This window comes from Mesorhizobium sp. P160187 (assembly GCF_057766425.1).
Genome location: NZ_JBYMDX010000003.1, coordinates 350,393 through 372,251, shown reverse-complemented (window position 1 = coordinate 372,251; position 21,859 = coordinate 350,393). Strand labels below are relative to the sequence as shown.

21 protein-coding genes, 1 tRNA gene and 1 pseudogene are annotated in these 21,859 nt (G+C 59.9%); 16 read left to right on the top strand and 7 right to left on the bottom strand.

The genetic code is table 11. The annotated features are described in order from the left end of the window. Positions 1–351 precede the first annotated feature (351 nt). From AC3CCE_RS05130 to AC3CCE_RS05120, 3 genes are all read left to right on the top strand, one after another. On the top strand, positions 352–1,329 hold the full coding sequence (locus AC3CCE_RS05130) for a chromate resistance protein ChrB domain-containing protein (RefSeq protein ID WP_023669887.1): 978 nt from the start codon (positions 352–354) through the stop codon (positions 1,327–1,329). A 17-nt stretch (positions 1,330–1,346) separates the two neighbouring features. Beyond that, positions 1,347–2,762: a chromate efflux transporter gene (chrA, locus tag AC3CCE_RS05125; RefSeq protein WP_031197581.1), complete on the top strand. Its 1,416-nt coding sequence runs from the start codon at positions 1,347–1,349 to the stop codon at positions 2,760–2,762. An 86-nt stretch (positions 2,763–2,848) separates the two neighbouring features. Further along, on the top strand, positions 2,849–3,886 hold the full coding sequence (locus tag AC3CCE_RS05120) for a Cj0069 family protein (RefSeq protein WP_352624183.1): 1,038 nt from the start codon (positions 2,849–2,851) through the stop codon (positions 3,884–3,886). Positions 3,887–4,115: 229 nt separating this feature from the next. On the opposite strand, the gene AC3CCE_RS05115 is transcribed toward AC3CCE_RS05120, so the two are convergent. Next, positions 4,116–4,709, bottom strand: a complete 594-nt coding sequence (locus AC3CCE_RS05115; RefSeq protein ID WP_023807249.1) for a TetR/AcrR family transcriptional regulator — start codon at positions 4,707–4,709, stop codon at positions 4,116–4,118. 204 nt (positions 4,710–4,913) lie between these two features. Here AC3CCE_RS05115 and AC3CCE_RS05110 point away from each other — a divergent pair, with 204 nt between their 5' ends. From AC3CCE_RS05110 to AC3CCE_RS05080, 7 genes are all read left to right on the top strand, one after another. Next, positions 4,914–5,726 carry a class I SAM-dependent methyltransferase gene (locus tag AC3CCE_RS05110; RefSeq protein WP_050588535.1) on the top strand — a complete coding sequence of 271 codons (813 nt, stop codon included), beginning with the start codon at positions 4,914–4,916 and terminating at the stop codon, positions 5,724–5,726. A 7-nt stretch (positions 5,727–5,733) separates the two neighbouring features. Next, positions 5,734–6,408: a hypothetical protein gene (locus AC3CCE_RS05105; protein ID WP_156940642.1), complete on the top strand. Its 675-nt coding sequence runs from the start codon at positions 5,734–5,736 to the stop codon at positions 6,406–6,408. A gap of 87 nt (positions 6,409–6,495) precedes the next feature. Further along, on the top strand, positions 6,496–7,140 hold the full coding sequence (locus AC3CCE_RS05100; RefSeq protein WP_460221597.1) for a DUF1007 family protein: 645 nt from the start codon (positions 6,496–6,498) through the stop codon (positions 7,138–7,140). A 20-nt stretch (positions 7,141–7,160) separates the two neighbouring features. After that, positions 7,161–7,877: a HoxN/HupN/NixA family nickel/cobalt transporter gene (locus AC3CCE_RS05095; protein WP_023669894.1), complete on the top strand. Its 717-nt coding sequence runs from the start codon at positions 7,161–7,163 to the stop codon at positions 7,875–7,877. A gap of 478 nt (positions 7,878–8,355) precedes the next feature. Continuing rightward, positions 8,356–9,699 (top strand): hemolysin family protein, encoded by a 1,344-nt coding sequence (locus tag AC3CCE_RS05090; protein ID WP_023669895.1) that lies wholly within the window; start codon positions 8,356–8,358, stop codon positions 9,697–9,699. A 948-nt stretch (positions 9,700–10,647) separates the two neighbouring features. Further along, positions 10,648–10,785 (top strand): YHYH domain-containing protein, encoded by a 138-nt coding sequence (locus tag AC3CCE_RS05085; RefSeq protein ID WP_023669898.1) that lies wholly within the window; start codon positions 10,648–10,650, stop codon positions 10,783–10,785. A 115-nt stretch (positions 10,786–10,900) separates the two neighbouring features. Beyond that, complete coding sequence (locus tag AC3CCE_RS05080; RefSeq protein WP_352624180.1) at positions 10,901–11,152, top strand: hypothetical protein; 252 nt, start codon at positions 10,901–10,903, stop codon at positions 11,150–11,152. 282 nt (positions 11,153–11,434) lie between these two features. On the opposite strand, the gene AC3CCE_RS05075 is transcribed toward AC3CCE_RS05080, so the two are convergent. Then, entirely contained in the window at positions 11,435–11,662 is a 228-nt protein-coding gene (locus AC3CCE_RS05075) for a hypothetical protein (RefSeq protein ID WP_352624178.1), read from the bottom strand. Positions 11,663–12,476: 814 nt separating this feature from the next. On the opposite strand from AC3CCE_RS05075, the gene AC3CCE_RS05070 reads away from it, so the two are divergent. Beyond that, positions 12,477–12,788, top strand: a complete 312-nt coding sequence (locus AC3CCE_RS05070) for a DUF736 domain-containing protein (RefSeq protein ID WP_023669902.1) — start codon at positions 12,477–12,479, stop codon at positions 12,786–12,788. Between the two features lie 88 nt (positions 12,789–12,876). Here AC3CCE_RS05070 and AC3CCE_RS05065 read toward each other — a convergent pair whose 3' ends face one another. From AC3CCE_RS05065 to AC3CCE_RS05055, 3 genes are all read right to left on the bottom strand, one after another. Further along, the gene (locus tag AC3CCE_RS05065) at positions 12,877–13,407 is read right to left on the bottom strand and encodes a Ros/MucR family transcriptional regulator (RefSeq protein ID WP_352624176.1); all 531 of its coding nucleotides are present in this window, start codon (positions 13,405–13,407) and stop codon (positions 12,877–12,879) included. 538 nt (positions 13,408–13,945) lie between these two features. Beyond that, positions 13,946–14,194 carry a conjugal transfer protein TraD gene (locus AC3CCE_RS05060; protein ID WP_023669904.1) on the bottom strand — a complete coding sequence of 83 codons (249 nt, stop codon included), beginning with the start codon at positions 14,192–14,194 and terminating at the stop codon, positions 13,946–13,948. Position 14,195: 1 nt separating this feature from the next. Then, a complete protein-coding gene (locus tag AC3CCE_RS05055; RefSeq protein WP_023669905.1) occupies positions 14,196–14,522 on the bottom strand; it encodes a conjugal transfer protein TraD in 327 nt (108 codons plus the stop codon). Between the two features lie 172 nt (positions 14,523–14,694). Here AC3CCE_RS05055 and traA point away from each other — a divergent pair. Both traA and AC3CCE_RS05045 read left to right on the top strand, forming a co-directional pair. After that, a pseudogene (traA, locus tag AC3CCE_RS05050) lies at positions 14,695–17,743 on the top strand (Ti-type conjugative transfer relaxase TraA). A 129-nt stretch (positions 17,744–17,872) separates the two neighbouring features. Next, on the top strand, positions 17,873–18,088 hold the full coding sequence (locus tag AC3CCE_RS05045) for a helix-turn-helix transcriptional regulator (protein ID WP_023669907.1): 216 nt from the start codon (positions 17,873–17,875) through the stop codon (positions 18,086–18,088). Between the two features lie 85 nt (positions 18,089–18,173). On the opposite strand, the gene AC3CCE_RS05040 is transcribed toward AC3CCE_RS05045, so the two are convergent. Next, on the bottom strand, positions 18,174–18,416 hold the full coding sequence (locus AC3CCE_RS05040) for a helix-turn-helix domain-containing protein (RefSeq protein WP_023699715.1): 243 nt from the start codon (positions 18,414–18,416) through the stop codon (positions 18,174–18,176). Positions 18,417–18,553: 137 nt separating this feature from the next. Here AC3CCE_RS05040 and AC3CCE_RS05035 point away from each other — a divergent pair, with 137 nt between their 5' ends. The 3 genes from AC3CCE_RS05035 (at position 18,554) to AC3CCE_RS05025 (ending at position 21,795) form a co-directional block, all read left to right on the top strand. Continuing rightward, a complete protein-coding gene (locus AC3CCE_RS05035; protein WP_023669908.1) occupies positions 18,554–19,234 on the top strand; it encodes a hypothetical protein in 681 nt (226 codons plus the stop codon). Positions 19,235–19,241: 7 nt separating this feature from the next. Continuing rightward, positions 19,242–19,601 carry a helix-turn-helix domain-containing protein gene (locus AC3CCE_RS05030; RefSeq protein ID WP_352624172.1) on the top strand — a complete coding sequence of 120 codons (360 nt, stop codon included), beginning with the start codon at positions 19,242–19,244 and terminating at the stop codon, positions 19,599–19,601. Positions 19,602–20,166: 565 nt separating this feature from the next. Further along, entirely contained in the window at positions 20,167–21,795 is a 1,629-nt protein-coding gene (locus AC3CCE_RS05025) for a recombinase family protein (protein ID WP_031201392.1), read from the top strand. Here AC3CCE_RS05025 and AC3CCE_RS05020 read toward each other — a convergent pair. Continuing rightward, a tRNA-Met gene (locus AC3CCE_RS05020) sits at positions 21,752–21,828 on the bottom strand. The two genes, AC3CCE_RS05025 and AC3CCE_RS05020, sit on opposite strands and share 44 nt — an antisense overlap. Positions 21,829–21,859: the final 31 nt, after the last annotated feature.

Genomic DNA, 21,859 nt, shown 5'->3' with positions numbered 1-21,859 from the left:
TTGCCACCACCGATGTCGCTTCCGAAAGGCCCGCGGTCACCTCGACGCGACCGTTGTCGGTGACACCAGCCTTGATGGCGAGGCGTGTGATGCGATTGTCCGTAACTGTGTACACGAAGGTGCCGTCGCCACTACTTCCGGGGCCTCCATTCCTGCCGGACGACGTTCGAGGGGCGCCACATGAGCTTTCTTTCTTCGCCCGGAAGTGCGCTGGGGCGCTTCGACAACCGACGATGAGCTTCGCCCGCATTGAAGTATGGTGTCTCTGCGGATTTTGGCCATTTAGTATGGTTTGCGCATGAGCCATGATACAAGTGTTGCATCTAATTCAGTCCATGATACGGTTCACTTATGAGTGAGGGGCAATCGCAGGAGCAGCGCTGGCTGCTCCTGATTTATCAGCTGCCAAGCAAGCCCGCCTATTTCCGGGTGAAGATCTGGCGACGGTTGCAAGGCATCGGCGCGGTCGCAGTCAAAAGCACCGTTTACGCCCTGCCGGCGAATGCCGAGATGCAGGAGGATTTCGAATGGCTTCTGAAGGAGATCGTCGCCGGCGGCGGCGAGGCCATGATTTGCGAGGCGCGCCTTGTCGACGGTCTGTCGGACGCGCAGGTGCGGGCGATGTTCGACGCGGCCCGTGATGCCGACTATGCGGAGATCGCTGGGGAAGCGCGCGAGCTGGCTGCAGCGATTGGGGCCGACGCGACATCGGAAAAACACGCAGAAGCGCGTCCGCAACTTGGTCGCTTGCGCAAGCGGCTCACTGAAGTGGTGATGATCGACTTTTTTGGTGCCAGCGGTCGCCTCACGATCGAGGGACTGATCGCCGAACTTGAAACACAGCTTACAGAGGACAAGGCCATGACCAAGGAACCGAAGAAGGCCGCCGAGCCGAGCGAGCTCAAGGGCCGAATCTGGGTCACGCGCCGGGACGTGCATGTCGACCGCATCGCCTGCAGTTGGCTGATCCGCCGGTTCATCGATGCTGACGCGATCATCCGCTTCGTAGCGGGCAAGGGATACGTGCCAAAGGAGGGGGAATTGCGCTTCGACATGTTCGAAGGCGAAATCACCCATGAGGGCGATCGCTGCAGCTTCGAAGTTCTGCTTACCCGCGCCGGCATCAATGATCCGGCACTCCAGGCCATCGCCGAGATCGTCCATGACATCGACCTCAAGGACAACAAGTTCGGTCGCGAGGAGGCGACTGGGATTGCCAGTCTGATTGCAGGCATCGCCATGGCGAACGAGAGCGACGAACAGCGGATCGCGCAGGGCGCTCCTGTCTTCGACAACCTCTATCAGTATTTCCGCAAGAAACGCGGATGACCGCAGGGACTCAAACTATGGCCAATCTGGAGCAGTCCGTCACGACGCCGCCATCTCTGGCCGAAACCCACGACCATGACATTTCGTTTGCGGACGCCATGCGAGTATGGGCCCGCGTTGCAATGCTCAGCTTCGGCGGCCCGGCCGGCCAGATCGCCATGATGCATCGGATCGTCGTTGAGGAAAAGCGCTGGATCGGCGAGACGAGATTCCTGCATGCGCTCAACTACTGCACGCTGCTGCCCGGTCCGGAGGCGCAGCAATTGGCCATCTATATTGGCTGGCTCATGCACAAGACCAAAGGCGGCCTCGTCGCGGGAATCCTGTTCGTGCTGCCAGGCGCGGTCGCCATCATGGTCCTGAGCTGGATCTACGCCATCTTCGGCAACGTTGGCGCTATCCAGGCGCTCTTCTTCGGCCTGAAGGCGGCGGTTCTGGCCATCGTGCTCGAAGCGGTCCTGCGGATCGGCAGGAGGGCGCTCAGGAACAATGTGATGGTCGGCCTCGCTGCGGCAGCCTTCATCGCCCTGTTCTTCTTCCATGCACCGTTCCCGCTGGTCATCCTGGTTGCGGCCGTGATCGGCTACGTCGGGGGCAAGATGGGTTGGGCCGCATTCCAGCCAGGCAATGGACATGGCAAGCTTGGTGGCAAGCAGGTCGATGATGTCGACTCGGCGCTTGGCGAAGGGATGCCGGCGCATGCCCGGCCATCCATCGAATGGTCGCTGAAGATTGCGGCGGTGTTTCTGCTGCTATGGTTCGTTCCGGTCCTTTTCTTGTTGCTGTTTCTTGGGCAAGGCAATGTCTTCACCGACATCGCCATCTTCTTTTCCAAGATGGCGGTGGTGACGTTCGGCGGGGCCTATGCGGTGCTTGCCTATGTCGCCCAGCAAGGAGTCGAGCACTATGGCTGGCTGAAGCCTGGAGAAATGCTGGATGGCCTCGGCATGGCCGAAACAACGCCGGGTCCGCTGATCATGGTCACTCAATTCGTTGGTTTCATGGGAGCATTCCGGGAGCCGGGGGTTCTTAACGCGTTGGTCGCTGGAACGCTCGGCGGCCTTCTGACGACGTGGGTGACCTTCGTCCCGTGCTTCCTGTGGATATTTCTCGGCGCGCCGTACATAGAGACGATGCGCAGCAACAAGGCCCTGTCAGCCGCACTGTCGACCATCACGGCAGCGGTGGTTGGAGTGATCCTGAACCTCGCGGTGTGGTTCGCGCTTCATGTCCTGTTTCGCGATTTGCATGAGATCGGCTTGCTGGGCATGAGGCTCGACGTGCCAGTCCTCGGTTCCCTCAACATTCCGTCTCTCGTACTGACCCTCGGTGCGATGCTGGCGGTATTCCGCTTCAAGGTCGGCGTGATCCCGATGCTAGCGGCATGTTCGATCCTGGGCGTGCTTTTCGGCGTCGCGGCGGGCTCGGTCTAGGGCGATCTTTCTGCTCGGATGCGAGCATCGCAGTCTATTTCGTATCGGGGCTGCCTGATGGGCGAGCAAGTAGGAGGCGAGGTATAATGGGCACGAGGCGAGTGGCTGTGGTCTGGCGCGGTGACCGGGAGGCGCGTCGCACGGCGACACCGCAGAACAACCGGTTTCATCGCGTGTTCGAGGAACTCGCTGCGATCGGTGTTCACGCCGAACCGGCCGTTTATGACGAAGAGTTTGCCGAGGAGGTTCGGACCCAGCTCCTGGCGACGGACGGCGTGCTGGTCTGGGTCGATCCCTTGCACGAGGGAAAAACCCGTGCGGTGCTTGACCCGCTGCTGCGCGACGTGGCGGCACGCGGCCCCTGGGTGAGTGCACATCCAGACGTGATCCTGAAAATGGGCGTGAAGGAAGTTCTGCACCGTACGAAGCATCTCGGATGGGGAACCGATACTTACCTCTACGGCTCCGCCGAGGCTTTTCGCGAGGCGTTTCCGGAGCGGCTTCGAACGGCCGGTCCACGGGTGCTGAAGCAGAACCGCGGCAATGGCGGCCAGGGAGTATGGAAGGTCGAGCTGATCGGTTCGCTTCCTGGCGGAGAGCCGGCGGTTCGGGTGCTGCACGCGCGACGCGGCAGTACGCCGGAAGAACTCGCACTGCCGGATTTCATGGCGCGCTGCGAGGTGTATTTGACACCCGATGGCTGCATCGTGGATCAGCCATTCCAACCGCGTTTACCCGACGGGATGATCCGCTGTTACATGGGCGCCGACAAGGTGGTCGGCTTTGGCCACCAGTTCATCAAGGCCCTAATCCCGCCACCTCCTGAAGGGCCAGATTCCGAGGCTGCGCAACCAGGGCCGCGGATAATGCATCCCGCCACGGCCGAACCGTTTCAGTCGCTGCGGACCAATATGGAAACCGGGTGGACGCCGCAAATGATGGCTGTGCTAGGCGTCGATGCCAGGTCGCTGCCGATCATTTGGGATGCCGATTTTCTCTACGGACCACGGACTGTGTCAGGTGAAGACACGTATGCGCTTTGTGAGATCAACGTCAGCTCGGTCTTTGCCATCCCCGATCAAGCGCCGGCCGAAATAGCTCGACTCGTTGCCATGCGATTTTGAATCGACGAAGATTGGCGGTCCGAGTGGGGCTCTGGCCGAACGCGGTTCGGCGGTCAGTCCGATGGTCGCCGGACCCCTGCTTGCCGTTTCCGGTTTCGGCTGACCAATTCTCGTCGCCGGTGGCTTGAACACCATCTACGAAATCCTTTGCTCATGACGTTTCGCAAGATTCGGCCGCCCGAGGAACGTTAGCCTCAACCGGCGCGAGATCTGGATTTGGAAGGTCTTGCTAGGGTGACCGCCCCGGAAGAGCTGAACCCGCCATCCGCTGGAACAGGTCGTCGACCTGGGCCGGCGATAGGCTGGAGTCCTCGGCGATCCACCAGGCAAGCACCGAGAGAAAGGCTCCCGATATGAACTGGACGACGAATTCCAGCGGCACGCCCGCGTCGCCGATCCGCTTGCCAGACAGTTCGGTTCGCACTGCGCGCCGTATGCGTTCACGCAATTGATCGTGGATCGTGTCGCCGCTGCTCGCAAGTAGCGCTTTGTGAAGCGACCGGAACGCCCGCGCGTGCTCGAACATCGGCAGGCTGAATTCGAACAGGCGATTGCCTGTCTTTTCGTCTGCCGACACGCGCCTGCTCAGCGACAGCAGATGCGCCTCAAGGGCCGCGCTGCGCAATTCGTCCTTGCCGGCATAGTGCGTATAGAAGGTCGACCTGCCGACATCAGCTTTCTGGCAGATGTCTTCCACGGTGAGAGCCGCATAGCCGCACTCTGGGATCAGAGCAATCAGCGCGTCCTGCAGCATGGCGCGCGTGCGCGCGACACGACGGTCGATTGTACCCCTGTCGTCGGGCCGCTCGATTTTAATGGTCATTGCTCTTTCCACCGTGCGGTTTGGGACGTTCAGCGGTCCGTTGTCCAGCAACAGCGCTAATGGACAATCTGTCCAGTATGATACGCCGAGTCCAGAAGCTCAAGAATGCCTTGAGCACTCCGGAAACGGACGAGGAGGCAAAAGGAAATGCACCAATTTGGTCATCGGGCTGGAAACGGACAGCATTCGCGAAAGGGTGTTATTATGCTTGCCGTGCTCGTCAAACTGTCGCTGGTCAGCGGTTTTCTACTAATGCTTCATTTCGGGGACGGCTATCTCAATGCCGGTGCTTGGACGGCTGCAGTCCACGGCCTCATCCTCGCTGCGGTCGCGGCATTCGCACTCTGGGGCGGCTTCCATCACATGCGGACTGCCGGCGCGCATGGCGCCGGCGAAAGGGGCATCGGCATCGTCCTGCATAGGGCGGTCGGCTATGACCTGCTTGCGCGCGTCCTGACTTGGGGCCGCGAGGACCGGTTCCGTGAATTCATGCTGCGTCTGGCAAGGCTCCAGCCCGGCGAGGCGATGCTCGATGTCGCCTGCGGTACGGGCACGCTTGCCATAGCCGCGAGACGGTTGGTCGGAGCGGTCGGACGCGTCACGGGCGTCGACGCATCGGTCGAAATGGTCGAGAGGGCGCGCGTCAAGGCTACGCGAGCCGGCGTTGATCTTACCTTCGTCCAGGCGACGGCCCAGGAACTTCCCTTCGAGGATGGCCAATTCGACATCGTGATCGGTACGCTCATGCTGCATCACCTGCCGAAACCCGACCGATCGACCTTCTTCCGTGAAGCGGAGCGGGTTCTGAAGCCGGGAGGCCGACTGCTGCTGATCGACTTCGGAAGGCCGCTGCACGAATCCAGATTGCCGAGGCTCCATCGGCACGGGCATATCGACATGAATGCGGTCGGAACTCTACTGGTCGAGACAGGCTTCAGGGTCGACGATACCGGCGCCGTCGGGACCATGAACCTCGATTATGTGCGCGCGACCACGGACAAGATCCTGCCTGCCTGAGCGCGGCATGCCGCGGCGACCGGACCGGGCGCGCCGCCGCCAGGAACACGCGCGGGCCGGTAGTCGCGGGCCGCGCTGCATTGCGTGCGTAGCCGCCGCGGCGCTATCTTGCCGATTGGCTATCCCGGCCTGCTTCGATACGCGAGTCTACCGAATGCCCAAGACCTACTTGTCCTTGACGCTTGCGGCCGCATGGTTGGCATCACCGCTTGCGCATGCCGATGGCGTCGACCGGGCGCTGGATGCCTTCCACGCGACATGCCTGGCGCACGGCCCCGACTTCGAGCGAACCGCGACATTGGCAAAGACGCGCGGATGGACGCCGCTCGTCGACGGCGCGGCACTTGCTCCTGTGGATGCCATGAAGGCGTTCCGCGGATGGCAGGTCACCGGCGACGACCTTCCGGCCGGAACGATGGTCGCGGTGACCAGGGCTACCATGGACGGCAGGTCCGTCCAGACCTGCTCGCTCAAGCTTTTCGATGTCGACCGCGCCGAGTTTGAAAAACGGTTCTTCCACCGCACCGACGCCGAAAAAATCGGCGAGGAGAGGAAGGGCAGGCAGGTTTCCCGGCTGTTCATACTGATCGCGGGCAATCGCAAGCAGCTCGTGCATTTGACGTCGCCAGCCGTTCGGAGCACAGCGAACGCCATCATAGCAAGTTCGATCGTCGATGATTGAAAAGGCTTCGCGGGCCGCGTCCCAATTTAGCCTGCTTGCGCTGCCAGATCACTCGGTTGGCGCGCAATGACGAGAAAGCGAGCGCAAATGCGACTGACCAGCACGATTTTTGGCATGGCGCTCCTGCTCGCCTCCACCGTCGCGGTCGGCGCTCATCCTCATGTCTTCGCGGAAGCCCGTTTGGACCTAACGGTTGGCGCTGACAAGTCGGTCAAGTCGCTCAAGCATCTCTGGCGGTTCGACGAGCTCTTCTCCTCGACGGTGCTGATGGAGTTCGACAAGAATTCCGACCTTACTCTGGACGCCGAAGAACTCGACGCCGCCGCCCTCACCATCCATGCCTCACTGGAAGAATACAATTATTTCCAAATGGTCACTGTGGAAGGCAAGGACGTGGCGATGACGCCGCCGGCGAGGCTGGTCACTAGCTACGAGAACAATCAACTCGTCATCCAATTCGAGACGCAGCCGAAAGACACGTTGGCGCTCGCCGGCAAGGTGAGCATCGGCGTCTACGATCCGACCTTCTACACCGCGATCGATTTCACCGATGACGATAAGATCGCCGTGGCTGGCCTACCGAAAGATTGCACGAGGGCAGTCGTCCGCCCCGATCCGAATACCGCAATCGCACAGAATCAGACGAAATTGACGGATGCCTTCTTCAGCGATCCGACCGGAACCGATCTCGGCAAGATATTCGCGACACGCCTTGAATTGACGTGCGGTTGAAGCGGCGGAACGGATAGAACGTGTTTTTCCAAACCCTGGTCGAGTTTCAACGCACGATATACTTGGCGCTCGCCGAACAGATCAAATTGCTGTCAGCCGGGGGCGACTGGCTGGCGTTCACTGCCTTCCTGCCGATGGGTGTCCTGTTCGGAGCTGCGCATGCTTTGACACCCGGACACAGCAAAGCCGTGCTGGCTACCTATTTGGCCGGATCGGATGCCAGCATCCGTCGCGGCCTACTGGTGTCGCTGACACTCTCCTTCACCCATGTCACGATTGCCGTTGTGATTGCAGCCCTCTCGTTGCCATTGGTCTCGATTGCGCTGGGCAGCGTCGGCCGGGCGCCGCTTTTGGAGGATGTCAGTCGTGGCCTGCTCGGGTTAATTGGTCTGTGGATGCTTTGGCGGGCGCTCAGCCACGGTCATCACCATCAGCATGAAGGCGAGGTTGTGGGCGTCATGGCCGGCCTGATCCCATGTCCATTGACGCTCTTCGCGATGACCTTCGCGATCTCAAGAGGTGTTCCGGTCGCGGGCATACTCTTTGCAATCACCATGATGGCCGGCGTGGCACTGACGTTGTCTTGCGTGGCAGTTCTGTCGATCCTGTTTCGGGAACGGCTGGTGCATTTCTTCGACCGTCGGCCGCGCCTGTTCGATGTGATATCGCGAACTATCGAAGGTACCGCCGGCCTTATTCTTACTGGCGTGGCTGTCTGGCAAATCTCGTCGAAATGAGAAAGTTTGACCGACCGCCAAGGCCACAGCGATTCTCATAGGGATCACATTGCAATTAACGACGTCGTGCCATTAAGTGCCGGCACGCGTGGTTCGGGTTTGGGTTTAGAACATTGAGCGACCGTCAGAAGATCATTTGGATGATAGCGCTGGCGATCCTCGCCGGCATCGCGGTGATATTGCTAAATCACTGGATCAAAGGCGATCTCTACGCGGCGGGTCCATTGACTTCGACTACCCAGACGCCACATTTAGTTCGGCCGGCATGACCGGTTCTTTTTCTATCCGATTTCTGGCCCGCCGGTTCGCGCCGGCGGATTTTTTGCGGGGGTAGGATACTCAGCGCGGATTTGGCTATCTTGCCCCTGATTGTCAGAGGCGGAGCTGCGGTGATCGCTCCGCAATGATGGCCAACGGCGGTTTCACGACGGCATACGCGCTTGAGAGATGAGAGTGGCTGTTTCATAAAGAGGATATCATGCCTGCGGACGATGGTAGTCTACGCGACATTCTTGGAATTCTGTTGGTTCTCCTACTCGTAGGCGCCAACGGTTTCTTTGTCGCCGCCGAATTTGCGCTGGTCGCGGTTAGACGAAGCCGCGTCGACGAATTGGCTACAGCTGGACGCTCGAACGCCAGCCTCCTTCAACGGGCTTTGGTGAATCTCGATGCGAACCTTGCAGCAACTCAGCTCGGCATCACCATCTCATCGCTGGCGCTCGGTTGGGTCGGCGAGCCTGCACTCGCTCATCTGATCGAGCCACTCCTCTTGGGAGTGATGGGGTCGCTGGCCACGGCAGCTTCGCACACCATTGCCGTCGCAATCGCCTTCATCATCATAACCGCGCTACACATTGTCCTGGGTGAACTAGCGCCGAAAAGTCTGGCGCTCCAGCGCAGCGAGAGCACGGCACTTCGGGTCGTCCGCCCTCTCGGTCTGTTCCTGTTCCTGCTCAGGCCGGCGATTCTTGTTCTCAACGGTCTCGGCAATCTGGTGCTGCGTCTGTGCGGTCTGCGTCCGGGCACAGGCGAGGAGTCCTTGCATTCGCCCGAAGAGCTGAAGCTGCTCGTGGCGGCAAGCCAGGAGGCAGGGCTCCTTCATCAGACGCAACAGGAACTGGTCGAGCGTGTCTTCAACATCGGCGATCGGCGCATTGCCGACATCATGACACCGCGACGCGATATCGACTGGATCGATACCGACGACATCCCTGACGAGATTCTGCGCACCATCCGGCAATGTCGCCATGAGCAGCTTCTGGTCGGCCGTGGGGGGATAGACGAACCGCTTGGCATGATTCTGAAGAAGGACCTTCTCGACCAGGTGCTCGACGGCAAAACGCTTGACCCGATGGCGGTCATCCGAGAACCTTTGATCGTTCACGAGGCAACGCCGATTTTCCGTGTACTCGATCAGTTCAAGCGGACGCCGGTGCGTCTGGCGATCGTCATCGACGAATATGGCGCTCTGGAGGGGATCGTCACCCAGACCGATCTGCTCGAAGCCATCGCAGGCGACCTTCCTGACCTGGACAATGAGGACCCTGATGTCATCGAGCGCGATGACGGGTCCTTGCTCATCGACGGAATGATGCTGGCGCACGATGCGTTCGCTCGCCTAGGATTCCGATCGGGGTCTGCCGAAGGGGATTTTCACACGATCGCTGGGTTCGCCTTGTCAAGCCTTGGGCACTTGCCGGAAGCCGGTGAGCACTTTGACTACGAGGGCTGGCGCTTCGAGATCCTCGATATGGATGGAAGGCGGATCGACAAGCTGCTCGCTCGCCGTGAGCCGCCTACATCCAAGCCGGCAACCAGTTGAGACTGACCGCGCGACAGGCCGGTAAGCCGGCCGGCCTTTTGCGCGCGAATATTCCCACTTTTCGAACCCACGCTCCCACAGTAGTCCCTATCCACAAACGCCCGTCAGTTCGCCCAGGACGCGTATCCGCTGGAGTCACAGTGACTGGTGAGCGTCTTCGCGTCGCGCTATGTGATCAATGGAACCGACAGTTGAGGGTCTAAATGGACGCCAAGAGCGCCGTCTGGCTGATTATTGGGGTCCTGGTGGTGCTAGTGGTGGCCTTTCTCACCGCAATGGCATTCGGGCTGCTATGAGTTAGCCAGGCTGATCGACACTCGCCACAGGCCGTTGTGACCGCCGGGGCGGTGGCACCCCCATTACCACAGCGACTGCGCGACGGAGGGACATGTCGGTTGCGTGTCGACGAACGACCACAGATGCGGCATGCGGCAATTTTTTGCGGCGAAGAATGATTTTTGAATCGTGTACAGAAGTCATGGCCAAGACCAATCCCAAATCCCCTGATTTTCCGCCGCCGCGCCGTTGACCCGCTTTGAGAAAGCCGAGTTCGCGAAGCTTTGCGATCCGAAAGGCCGTCGCAAATCAACTTGCGCCGACAGATGCCTCGCTGGTCTGTGATCTGGTAACGGCGAGGTCGCGCTCATCGCCATGCGAGCCCTGTTCAAGCGCGCTGTGGCCGATTGCAGCGACTCCGAATTTCTTTCGACGAAACGACATCTGCTGTCGATCACCAGCGGCATCGACCGGAAACGGCGGCCACGCAAAAGATGGCCGCGCAATTGGGCGTCTAAGTCCGTCGCTCGCCATTTCATCGGCCGATCTTGATGCGCGGGAGCAATATTGGATATTGAACATCGGCACTTAACCAGTAGGTAATTTGCAATCAGCCAGTTGTGCTAACTCCACGATAGTGCTCTTCTGTCCGAATTATCTTGGGAGGGCGATATGAAATCCACAATTCTTGCCGCCATGGCGGCTTTGACCATGTTGGCATTTTCGGTGGATACCTTCGCACACGGCGGCGGCACCGATGCCAATGGGTGCCATACCAACCACAAGACTGGCGAGTATCACTGCCACTGATATCAGGACCAAATTGCGTGATTTGGGTTCGTGCGAGTAGGCATATTCGCGGCGCCTGGATAGCAGCGTTGCTCACCATGGGGGGGCGCAGATGAGAATTCGAAGGCTGTTCCACTTGGGCACATTGATGCTTGCGGCGGCATCAGCCACGCCATGTCATGCGCAGGGGACTTTCGGAGGAAATGACTGCACCGAAGATTGTTCCGGGCATAAAGCTGGCTACGACTGGGCTGAGCAAAATCAGATTTCCAACGACAGCGACTGCAGCTCAAACAGCCAATCATTTAATGAGGGTTGCCAAACCTTCGTCGAAGACCCGTCTAGCGGTTCGGACGAAGACGATGAAGGCGAAGAGATAGACGACTGAGATACAGCGCTGATTCGGATAAGGATCCAGCCGGCGGCTTCCCGTCGTGTAGGCGCGGTCGCTTTTGGTGTGGCATCTTTCATCGGCTGCGCTCATGCCGAAGACGCGTGCGACCCAAACTACGCGGGAGCCTGCGTTCCAATCGCCAGCGACGTCGATTGCTCCTCCGGAAAGGGCAATGGTCCGCCTATGTACGCGGCCCGGTCACTGTTGTCGGCAGGGATATCTATGATCTGGACCGCGACGGCGATGGGATCGGCTGCGAAAACGGCTAGAGCCACGCTACGGCTTGGACGGCCCTGTCCCGTTCCACTGGATGAACGCCACTTCCTTCCCGGTGACTTCCCGCACGGCTTTCAACAGCACCTCATGCAGGACGCGCGTCTGCCGGTAGTCGTCGCTATGGGGCGATAAACGGCTGATGATACTTAAGTGCAGTGCCTCCGCTGCCGTCGCAAAGCGCTCAATTTCAGCCTGTGATAATTGCTGCGAACCTTTCGACCTGGCCATGTCCTATCCTCGAAATCTCTCTGTGTGCCAGACGACCTTGCCGTCGATCTTCATCGGCTTGTGGATCATCAAGCGCTTCGGCAGATGCTCGGGATGCACCTCCAAACCAATGGTCGAACCGGGAATTTCCACCACTCTTATCGGGAAAGTCACGCAGCGCATCACCTCGGCGTCAGACGCCCGGCGTCAATCCGACCTTCCAGCAATGCCTCACCGCGCGTCGGCGTGACCGCAGCGGGAACATTCGGCCATGCGGTGGAGGATCAGGTGTGGCGCATCTATAGGAAATCGTCGGCATCTGTCGGCTTAGAAGTGCTGCCCTCAGCAATCAATTGGTCGCCTTCGGAGCCGCCCCGAACGCGATGACGATTCAGCCCAAAGATTAGGGAAATCGGGCGTCCCTTCTTCACCGGTTAGGAGTAGGACCAACACCGCCCTGGCGCGTGAGGAAGGTCTGTGGCCGAAATTCAGAAGCGCAGGGCGCAAGCTACAATGGCCCTGACTGATCTTAGCCAATGTGGCGTTCCTTCCGGGTATTCTTTCCAGGCCACGCCCAAGGCGTCCTCAAATGGATTGGGTCTGACCGAAGACCGTCTTCGTTTCACTCCGTCTCGATCGTCTTCTCGCAACGTCGGCGCTGCGTTTTCTTCCCCTGTCCGCTGCGCGTCCATTCCTCACGGTCCAAGAAAGCCTCGCGTCGCCGTCTTCCACTTCGTTTCAGCCCCTTCGGGATGCAGACCGATCGTTTCCGGTCTCACGTCCACCATCGAGGCCGCGATGGGCGCGGCCCGAGAAAACACAAAGGAACATCACCATGGCTACGATCGGCACTTTCTCCCGCACCGCGAACGGCTTCTCCGGCTCGGTCAAGACCCTCAATCTCAACGTCAAGACGGTAACGTTCGCTCCGACGGATGGCGAAAATGAAAAGGGTCCCGACTTCCGCATCTTCGCTGGCGCCACCGAGTTCGGGGCGGCATGGAAGAAGACCTCGCGCGAGGGACGCGACTACCACTCGGTCAAGCTCGACGATCCCAGCTTCCCCGCTCCGATCTATGCGAGCCTGGTCGAGACCGACACCGAGGGTGAGTTCTCGCTCATCTGGTCACGCCGCGCCGCAGAGTGACCCGACAAAACACGAAGCCCCGCCGCAAGGCGGGGCTTTGCCATGTTCAGGTCCTATACAACTTGGCACGTCCGCTAGGTGCAGCGCGTTACGCTTTGGCCGGCGCCTTGCGGACCTTCTTCAGCGGCGACTTCATGGCCGCCGCAGTCGTCGCCGCTGCCGCCGCACGAGTAGCCCGTTTTGGTTTTTCCGCCGCGGCAGACGTGGGCGTCGCCGCCTTGCGCCCGAGCCCTATTGATTTCGCCAGAGCCGACCGGGTAGCCGCGTAGTTCGGCGCCACCATCGGATAGTCGGACGGCAGGTTCCATTTCTGCCGGTATTCGTCGGGGGTCAGGTTGAAGTGCTGAAGGTGCCGCTTGAGCGATTTGAATTTCCTTCCGTCTTCCAGACAGATGATGAAGTCAGGTGTCACCGATTTCTTGATCGAAACTGCCGGGTGCTGTTTTACCACAGGTTCTACCGCCGGCGTGCCGATGCCATTCAGGGCGGCATGGATGTCGCCGATGAGTTTCGGCAACTCGCCAACCGGTACTGGATTGTTCGATACATAGGCGGCGACAATGTCAGCCGTTATCGACACGGTATCCAGTTTGTTGCCTTGCTCGAGAGCAGTGGTCATATGATTTCCCTTTTTTGTATCGGATGAATTGAGCGACCTTTGATTTTTCTAGCCTGCCCACGGCGCAAATAGTACGTTTCTTCGTAAAATCCACCTCTTTTGCGCAACATGACAAGAGTAAGTTTCGCTTCTGTTGTCCCATCGGCTGGGATGCTTTTGCCTATCTCATCTAAAGCGAGGAGCTTCCTTCACTTTTCCGCCCGTTCCAGCTGTGCAGAGCAATGCCGCTGGCTCTCACCCTGGCTATAGAGTTTGTATCAATGCGCAGTGTGCATGATCGAATCTGGAGGGCGTGGGAGGTTTCGAGGGCACGATCTGGATTTTGAAGTTCGCTCATAGGGCAGCGCCCGCTTTGACGAGCGTCGCCAACGCGAGCCTTGCGCTCTATATGATCAGGATCAAGGCTCGCGAGAGAAGATTGTCGGCGGTCGCGAGGAGATCGCGAAAGCTTCCTGCGCAAGCGCTTGACTGCGGCGCTGGCACACCGGCGGAAGTTTGCTGTTCCGACTTCGGACTGGCCGCTGCTCGCCAACTGTGGCTATGTTCGCCAGTCCATCTGCTCTTCACGCCGTTCACCATCGAATGCCTGCTTTCCCTTCGCGGCCAAAAGCTCCCGGGCATGCTTACCGTCATGGCCCTGCAGCTTCGCGGCGATCCAGAGCATCGCGCCGTAGATGATTGCGCGATCGTCATTGGTGAGCTCGACAATGCCTGCCTTGAGGACGAGACCGCCAAGCTCGATCAGCTGTCGGGTGCGTTTGCGACGCTCCACCTGCCATGTTCTCATGTCATTGCGAGCCTGTGCCGCCTGCCGGCGATTGCGCGCTGCCCGATTGCGCTGGAGCGCCGCGAGGGTTGCGCTGAGATGCCGAAGCAGTTCGCCGGGACCTGCTCTCGAAAAACATCACCCCACGCTTAGCCCATGCCTCACGCTTTGCCGTGTCTTTCGTCTCAGTGATTGCGACCAGTGCGCCCGCCAGTTCGTCCGCGCTGAGCTGATCGGCGCCGGTGGCGATCACCAGCTCGCCAAGCTGCTGCACCTTTCTGGTTTTGAGCTCTCGCGCTTTTTCTTCCAGGGCTTGAAGTTCTGCGTCGAAGTCCCGCGGTTTGCGCATGGCTGTCTCCATCGGTTGTCGGTCGGAGGATGATAGGGGAGCGGCTGCCGGAAGGCTTCAGGGTCGCCGAGACAGCCCGGGACGGGCTGGTCCATCCCGAGATTTTTTCGAGGGAGGGCGCGCTTATACGTCGTGCCGACGTGGGCTTTGACGTGCAAATGATCTGGTCGCGATGGCGATCTATCATGTTCACGTCAAGGTCATTGGCCGCAAGGCAGGCTCAAGCGCTGTGGCGTCCGCCGCCTACCGCTCGGCCTCGCGGCTGCGTGACGAGCGGATAGAACGCAGCCACGACTTCTCCGCCAAGCGCGGTGTCGTTCATTCCGAGGTGATGCTGCCGGAGGATGCACCGGAGGCCTGGCGCGACCGCGAACGGCTTTGGAACGATGTCGAGGCGTTCGAGGTGAGGAAGGATGCGCAACTTGCCCGCGAGGTCGAGTTTGCGCTCCCGCGTGAACTCAGCCAGGCGCAAGGCATCGAGTTGGCGCGCGACTTCGTTCAGGCTGAGTTCGTAAGCCGGGGCATGGTCGCCGATCTCAATGTGCACTGGGACCGCGCAGAGGATGGAAGCCCCAAGCCGCATGCTCATGTCATGCTGACCATGCGGGCCGTGGACGAGAATGGTTTTGGCGCCAAGGTTCGTGACTGGAATGCTACCCAGCTGGTTGAGCGCTGGCGCGAGCGATGGGCGGAGCTGGCCAATGAACGCCTGGCCGAACTCGACATCGACGCGCACATCGATCATCGCAGTCTGGAAGCGCAGGGCATTTCACTGGAGCCGCAAACCCAGATTGGTGCGCCAGCACAGCGCATTGAGGGCAGTGGCCTTGCTGCTAGCGACATTGAAGCAGATCGCGCCGAACTGCATCGCGACATCGCGCGCAACAATGGTGCGCGCATCATTGCCGATCCATCCGTGGCGCTCGATGCCATCACGCATCAGCAATCGACTTTCACCCGAAAGGACATTGCGAAGTTCTCGCATCGGCACAGCGACGGAGTGGAGCAGTTCAACGCGGTCGTGGCAGCCATTAGCAACGCACCCGATCTGATTGAACTCGGCAAGGACGGACGTGGCGAAGATCGCTTCACCACTCGGCAGATGATCGACACCGAACAGCGCCTTCACCGCGCTGCGGAGCGTATCGATTTGGACGAGAGACACGCGGTGAGTAACGCACATCGCGAGGCGGCACTGGCGCGCGCAGCGCAACGCGGGCTTGTCCTTTCGAGCGAGCAGACCGATGCGCTGGCGCATATCACCGATAGAAACGGTCTTGGTGTCGTCGTCGGCTTTGCCGGAACGGGCAAGAGCGCCATGCTGGGCGTTGCGCGCCAGGCATGGGCAGCGGCGGGCTACGAGGTTCGAGGCGCCGCACTCTCCGGCATTGCCGCCGAGAATCTGGAAGGCGGATCAGGCATCTCATCACGCACCATCGCCAGTATGGAGCATAGCTGGGGACAGGGCCGCGATCTGCTCACAGCTCGCGATGTCCTGGTGATTGATGAGGCCGGCATGGTCGGCACGCGCCAGTTGGAGCGCGTGCTTTCCCATGCCGCCGACGTTGGCGCAAAAGTCGTACTCGTCGGCGATCCGCAGCAGTTGCAGGCGATCGAGGCCGGCGCCGCATTCCGTTCCATCCACGAGCGTCATGGCGGCGTCGAAATCGGTCAGGTTCGCCGGCAGCGTGAGGACTGGCAGCGCGATGCCACGCGCGATCTGGCAACCGGCAGGATCGGCGCCGCGATCGGCACCTACGATGCGCAAGGCATGGTGCATCAGGCTGCAACGCGCGACGAGGCGCGAGCTGAACTCGTCGAGCGCTGGGATCGCGACAGGCAGGCGCATCCAGAGGCAAGCCGGATCATCCTCACCCACACAAACAACGAGGTGAGCGCGCTCAACCAGGCAGCGCGCGAGCGCATGCGCGCTGCCGGCGATCTCGGCGACGAGGTTCAGGTGGGATGTGGAACGCGGTGCAAGGGCCTTCGCCAGCGGCGACCGTGTCATGTTCCTGCGCAACGAGCGCGCGCTTGGCGTCAAGAACGGCACGCTCGGCGTGATCGAAGAGGTCAGCATACAGAGGATGACGGTTCAAATCGACGACGGCCGATCCGTGCGCTTCGATCTGAAAGACTATGCCCACATCGACCACGGCTATGCCGCGACCATTCACAAGGCCCAGGGCATGACCGTCGACCGGACGCATGTGCTCGCCACACCGGGCATGGATGCGCATGGCAGCTACGTCGCACTGTCGCGGCATCGAGACGGAATGGACCTGCACTACGGCAGCGATGACTTCACGACCCGCGAACGCCTCGTCCGGACGCTGTCACGGGACCGCGCCAAAGATATGGCGTCGGATTACGAGCAGGTCGACTCGGCGCAACACTATGCCGAACGGCGCGGTATCACGTTCCGCGAGCGCGTGGTCGAGATCGTGCGCCGGATCGTTCCGGAGAAGCTGCGCGACAGGATAGGCGGACTGCTCGACGGGTTGCGCTCGCCCGCAGACGCCGTGCCCATGCAGGAACGTGGACCTGGGCCGGGAAGGGAGAGTGTTGGGGTGCGGATCGGAGATGCAGACCCGACGCCCGGCAGAGGAAATCTTGCCACCGGAGTGCCGCGCGACACGAATGTGCCGGTGGACGCGGAAGCGGCGTTGCGCAGCGCTCGTACGAAGGCGCTTATTCATCACGCGCGCGCTATCGACGCGATATCGCACAACGGAGATGCGGATGGGCTGGGCAGTCCCGAGCAGATGCGCGAGTTGAGGGATGCCCGTAGGGCCTTCGAGAAGGTGCGGCCCTTTGGCTGGCGCGATGCCGAAGCGGCTTATGTGAAAAATCCCGAACTTGTCCACGAGGCGGGGGCTGGCCGCGTCCGCCGCATCGTGCTTGCTCTCCAGCTTGAGACGGAAATCCGCACCGGGATGGACATCGATCCAGGCCGCCGCGCCGACCGTTTCGTCGAACGCTGGCAAAAGCTCGATCGGACGGGACGGGAGCAATATCAGGCCGGCGACATGTCCGGCTACAAGTCAACGCGCTCGGCCATGTCCGATATGGCCAAGAGCCTTGAACGCGATCCGCAGCTTGAATCCATGCTTGCCAATCATAAGAAGGCGCTTGGCATCGAGGTCGAATCCGGCCGGCGTCTGGGTGTGGAACTGGCATTCAGCCATGGCATCGGAAAGGGGCGGGGCCTTGGGCTCTGACACCCCTCCGATTTGCCACCGTTTTCACGCTACAGGCGGATGAAGCGAAAAATCGGATTGCCTCCGGCATGGGTTCGTCCTGTCTGTCCCAACAGAAATCAGCAACAACCATTCAGGTGGACGCAAGCTATGTCCGAGCCGGATCGTATCGTTCGTCTCAAAACAGTCCTCGCCAGGACCGGCCTGTCCCGCTCGACAATCTATCGCAAGATCGCCGACGGCACGTTCCCGGCTCAACTGAGGATCAGCACCAATGGCGCCGGGTGGCATGAATCCGAGATCAACCGCTGGGTTGAGGATCCCATTCGATGGGGGTCGAAGGCTGAGGTGAAGAGGTCCGATTGAACGGGTAGGTGCAACAACCTGGGGGCTTCCTTGCCGGTTCTGCAAATTGTCAATTTGCACTAGCGCGGTCACACGCTCCCATCGCTCAACCTGTTACTTCCGATAGCTTCTTGATGGCTGACGGAGCGCTAAAACCGAGAATCTCGGCGAGGTTTATAAACTCCACGACATCAACACGTCTCTGTCCGCTTTCTAGTCGAGCTACGAACGATTGGTATTGGCCGAGCCTGGTTGCCAACTCAACTTGCGTAAGGCCTGCCGCTTCACGGTTTTTGATCAGCAGCGCGATCAAAGCTTTGTGCCGATTCGTACCGAGTGTATCGACCACTTATCACCTCATCTGAACTCAGATGGGGGCTTCCTTTATATCTGATTTTCAGTTATCTTAAATTCAGATATTTAGCTGAGGCCGCCAAAGCGTTTGGCTGTATCACCAACCATGCAAAGCTGTTTGGAGCTCGGATCATGGATGATTCCGACGATAGCATGAATTTGTTTTTCATCACCCGGCGGCGCTTGCTGACGGGAACGGCCACGGGCGCGGCGGCATGGCCCTTCCAGGCAAAATCGCTGGCTGGCGAACTGACGGACGGCAGCGCGGCCGATCCTGCTCTTCGTCTGTGTGGGAGCTGGCAAAGAATCCATGATGAGACACTGGCGCTGTGCCGCGAACAGCAGCGGTTGGAGACACACCTCGCCAGGATAGTTGGCTTTCCCTGCGCCAAGGTGCGGCTTGCCGATGGTACGGACGTGACGCTCCATTCCATCGAGAGCCTGAACGATGCCCACTCTCCTGAAAATGAAGTCGAATGGGGCAGGGCGCTTGCGGATTTCGTGGCACACCAGGCGCGCTGGGACGCTGCTGATGCTGAGATCGGCTATTCGAGAACAGACGAACTGATCCGGCAATCGGAAACAGTCGAAGGGGCACTTCTGGATGATCTACCGCAGACAGCGGCCACGTCCATCGAAGGCATTTTGGCCAAGCTCAAGGTCATCCTGCGTGACGGTGAGCACTGGGAACATCCAGACGATTTTCCCTGGCCGCACATCCGATCGGTACTGAATGACCTCGTCCGTCTTCACCGTTTAGACGTTGCGACGAACCCAAGCTCAGAAAAGCAGCAAAACTCACAGAGCAGGTGAAGCCTTGATGAAAATCTTGGATCGTTTTCAAAGCGGTGTGGCACCTAACGGTGAGGTCGGTCCCCATCCGGCCGACCGTCACGTCGGCAGGCAGATCGCGACTCTGCGAGTCCAGTCGGACGTCTCGCAGGCGCAACTGGCCCGTGCGATCCGCATCAGCTTTCAACAGCTCCAGAAATACGAAAGCGCGCGCAACCGCGTCAGCGCTTCCACGCTCTACGAAATCGCCCGCTCGCTGGATGTTCCTGTCAGCCGCTTCTTCGATGGTCTGCCGGGCAATGGCGAGGCAACCGCTCCGCTCCTGACCGTAGACGAACGCCTGGGATTCATCGCCAGCGCGGAAGGCAGACGCTTGATCGAAAGCTGATGCGACTCCCCCCGCGTGTGCGCAACCGCGTGTCGTCTCTGCTCTTTGAATTGGGAAAGGAAATCGATCCTGTGCAATGCCCAGACGAGTATTAGAAACGAGGTTGAGGAGGTCGTGAGGGCCCGCGCCACTTGTTGCCTACAACCTCGGAAAGACGGCGGTGGGTGTAGTCAGGCGATCCCGCCAGACATGCCTGAGAGCTTCTCCAGAGCCGCCCGGAATAGCTTGCGGCTTGAGGTTGGGACTTACGGATTTCCGAAAAGCACGCCTTGCTATCCAATTCTGCGACTAATCAATTTGATGGCTTTTCTCATCTCCTGCATGCGCGCATCTGGGAGACATGGACCAAGATCATGATCTCGGCAGGATCGAACCAAGCCGCGCATTCTTATTTTCAGCAGAAGCCCAGCCGATCCGTAGCGAGCGCTACTCGCAATGGTTGTGAGGCACCAAAAAAGGGCCTTGTTCCGAGCGCCTGATAGAGCGATTCTGCGCCTTGCAAAAGCACTTGCGCGCCAAGCGGCTCGCGAAGACCACGAGCGTGAACAGGCCGAGAAAACTTATCATGACTCGAACCGCGATCTACGCACGCTTCTCAACCGACCTCCAAAATGAGCGATCAATCGACGATCAACTCGCTTTGTGCCGAGCATATGCAGAACGTGAGGGGTTGAACGTTGTCGCAACGTTTGACGACCGAGCACGCTCCGGTGGCTCCGTCCTGGGCCGTGACGGATTACTTCAGCTCATGGACAAAGCGCGTGAGCACGAATTCGACGTGCTCGTCGTAGAGGCACTTGATCGGCTCTCGCGCGACATGGAAGACCTTGCGGGCATTCACAAACGCCTTTCATTTCTCGGCATCGAAATTCGTGCCGTTCACGAAGGCGTGGTGAACACGGTCTTGGTCGGCCTGCGCGGTCTCGTTGGCCAGCTATACCGAGAGGACATCGCTCACAAAGTCCGCAGGGGCCAAGCCGGCCGAGTCAACAAAGGGCTTCACGCCGGCGGTCTGACCTATGGCTATTCGTACGTGCTAGGCGATCCCGGGAAGCGGATGATCGCAGAGGATGAAGCGGAAATCGTGCGTCGTGTCTTTCGAGAGTATGTCGCAGGGCAAACCCCGCGCGATATCGCTCACGATCTAAACACAGACCGCATACCGCCGCCTCGCGGTCGTGCCTGGAATGCCTCCACCATCAATGGAAATGTGCAGAGAGGGACGGGGCTGCTTCACAATGAGCTTTATGCTGGCCGCCTGATCTGGAACAGGGTCAGAATGATCAAGGATCCTGACACGGGGAAACGTGTCTCGCGCCCAAATCCCAAGGGTGACTGGCGAGTAGTCGCAGTGCCCGACCTCGCTATTGTTCCGTCCGACCTGTTCGACGCAGCACAAGCACGCAAGAAGGCGCGTGCAGCCACTCATCCAAGCCACCAGCGCCGACCACGGCACATGTTGACGGGGCTCCTGAGGTGTGGTGCCTGTGGTGCGGGAATGTCGTCGAAAGGCGTGGACAAGTCCAAGCGCATTCGCATCCGCTGTTCCGCCGCGACTGAAAGCGGAACATGCGCCGATCCCAAGACCTTCTATTTGGATACGGTCGAAGCTGCAGTTCTGAACGGCCTTTCCGCCGAGTTGCGCCATCCCGAAGTGATTGCCCAGTACGTCCAGACCTACCACGAAGAACGGAAGCGCTTGGCAGCCGACACCGATGCCAGGCGCAGCCGTTTGGAGCGACGGCTTGAAGAACTAACTCGGGAGATCGAGCGCCTGGTCAACGCCATTGCCAAGGGCTATGGCGACCCAGCCGTGCTGGGACCGCAATCAACAACGCTGAATGAAGAGCGTAAGGGCATTCTAGCCGAGTTGGATCGGGTGCCCGCCGCTACGGGAGTGATCGCGCTGCACCCTGCGGTGCTCGCTCGCTACGAGGAACAACTAAACCAACTTCGGACCGGGCTTGCTAAGGGCATTGCTTTTGGCGATTCCGAATGTGCAGAGGCAATGCGCGACTTGGTCGAAACCGTCACGGTGTTTCGAGATCCATCGAGGATCGGCGGCGTCGAAGTCGAAATCGCTGGGCGGTTAACGGCACTCTTGGGCGAGGGTGCCTTCCCCCACGGCGTCAAACGAGCGGGGGGAATGGTGGTAGCGGGAGAGGGACTTGAACCCCCGACCCCAGGATTATGATTCCCGTGCTCTAACCAACTGAGCTACCCCGCCAGGGCGGCGAAAGGCCCGAAATCCGCCTTAA

Coding starts and splice junctions, on each gene's coding strand:
- AC3CCE_RS05090 (WP_023669895.1), top strand. CDS start 8,356: ATGCCTGCGGACGATGGTAGTCTACGCGACATTCTTGGAATTCTGTTG.
- AC3CCE_RS05030 (WP_352624172.1), top strand. CDS start 19,242: ATGAAAATCTTGGATCGTTTTCAAAGCGGTGTGGCACCTAACGGTGAG.
- AC3CCE_RS05055 (WP_023669905.1), bottom strand. CDS start 14,522: ATGCGCAAACCGCGGGACTTCGACGCAGAACTTCAAGCCCTGGAAGAA.
- AC3CCE_RS05105 (WP_156940642.1), top strand. CDS start 5,734: ATGCCGCGGCGACCGGACCGGGCGCGCCGCCGCCAGGAACACGCGCGG.
- AC3CCE_RS05045 (WP_023669907.1), top strand. CDS start 17,873: ATGTCCGAGCCGGATCGTATCGTTCGTCTCAAAACAGTCCTCGCCAGG.
- AC3CCE_RS05085 (WP_023669898.1), top strand. CDS start 10,648: ATGAAATCCACAATTCTTGCCGCCATGGCGGCTTTGACCATGTTGGCA.
- AC3CCE_RS05115 (WP_023807249.1), bottom strand. CDS start 4,709: ATGACCATTAAAATCGAGCGGCCCGACGACAGGGGTACAATCGACCGT.
- AC3CCE_RS05120 (WP_352624183.1), top strand. CDS start 2,849: ATGGGCACGAGGCGAGTGGCTGTGGTCTGGCGCGGTGACCGGGAGGCG.
- AC3CCE_RS05130 (WP_023669887.1), top strand. CDS start 352: ATGAGTGAGGGGCAATCGCAGGAGCAGCGCTGGCTGCTCCTGATTTAT.
- AC3CCE_RS05025 (WP_031201392.1), top strand. CDS start 20,167: ATGACTCGAACCGCGATCTACGCACGCTTCTCAACCGACCTCCAAAAT.
- AC3CCE_RS05065 (WP_352624176.1), bottom strand. CDS start 13,407: ATGACCACTGCTCTCGAGCAAGGCAACAAACTGGATACCGTGTCGATA.
- AC3CCE_RS05110 (WP_050588535.1), top strand. CDS start 4,914: ATGCTTGCCGTGCTCGTCAAACTGTCGCTGGTCAGCGGTTTTCTACTA.
- AC3CCE_RS05060 (WP_023669904.1), bottom strand. CDS start 14,194: ATGAGAACATGGCAGGTGGAGCGTCGCAAACGCACCCGACAGCTGATC.
- AC3CCE_RS05075 (WP_352624178.1), bottom strand. CDS start 11,662: ATGGCCAGGTCGAAAGGTTCGCAGCAATTATCACAGGCTGAAATTGAG.
- AC3CCE_RS05070 (WP_023669902.1), top strand. CDS start 12,477: ATGGCTACGATCGGCACTTTCTCCCGCACCGCGAACGGCTTCTCCGGC.
- AC3CCE_RS05100 (WP_460221597.1), top strand. CDS start 6,496: ATGCGACTGACCAGCACGATTTTTGGCATGGCGCTCCTGCTCGCCTCC.
- AC3CCE_RS05035 (WP_023669908.1), top strand. CDS start 18,554: ATGGATGATTCCGACGATAGCATGAATTTGTTTTTCATCACCCGGCGG.
- chrA (WP_031197581.1), top strand. CDS start 1,347: ATGGCCAATCTGGAGCAGTCCGTCACGACGCCGCCATCTCTGGCCGAA.